The organism is Streptomyces vastus (assembly GCF_039532825.1).
Taxonomy (GTDB): Bacteria; Actinomycetota; Actinomycetes; order Streptomycetales; family Streptomycetaceae; genus Streptomyces; species Streptomyces vastus.
In genome coordinates this window covers 1-654 of the sequence record NZ_BAAASJ010000108.1, presented here as the reverse complement: position 1 = coordinate 654, position 654 = coordinate 1, and the positions used below count along the sequence as shown (strand labels likewise).

Below are 654 nucleotides of genomic sequence, written 5' to 3'. Positions count from 1 at the left end.
ACTAGTAGGACTCCGTTAGGTCTGTGTGTCGACCGTCTTCAGGGGCATGCTGAGTGAGTGGACGCACATGAAGTCAATCGTGTTCGGGCGAAGTTGGCGTTATTCGTTGCGGATGTGTTCGCCTCGGTGCCGCGGAAGGACCAGCGGGCGAAGGGCGACTGCTATCTGCGGGGACTGATGATGGACGGTCGCCGCAAGTCCATCCAGGCGATGGCGGAGCGGCTGCCGGACGGCAACGAGCAGAACCTGCAGCAGTTCGTGAACCAGTCCACCTGGGATCCGGTGCCGGTGCGTCGGCGCATCTGTGAGCGGATGGTGCCGAGAATCGGCCCGGACGCCTGGGCGGTCGATGACGTGTCGTTCCCCAAGGACGGAAGGATGTCGGTGGCGGTCGCTCCCCAGTACTGCGGCGCTTTGGGTAAGCAGGCCAACTGCCAGGTCGCGGTCAGCGTGCACGCGGTCTCCGACACCGCCTCGTGCCCGCTGAACTGGCGGCTGTTCCTGCCCCAGGAGTGGGCGGATGACACCGTCCGGCGCCGACGGACCGGCGTCCCCAAGGACGTCGGGCACCGGGAGAAGTGGCGGCTGGCACTGGACGCCCTGGACGAACTGGCCACCTGGCGCCTTGCGCCGCCGGTCCTGGTGGCGGATGCC

At 66.8% G+C, this 654-nt stretch carries 1 protein-coding gene; it reads left to right on the top strand.

Going from position 1 to position 654, the window contains the following annotated elements:
• Window positions 1-57: 57 nt before the first annotated feature.
• A partial coding sequence (locus ABD357_RS34345; RefSeq protein WP_344395139.1) for an IS701 family transposase occupies window positions 58-654 on the top strand: 597 nt, incomplete at its 3' end.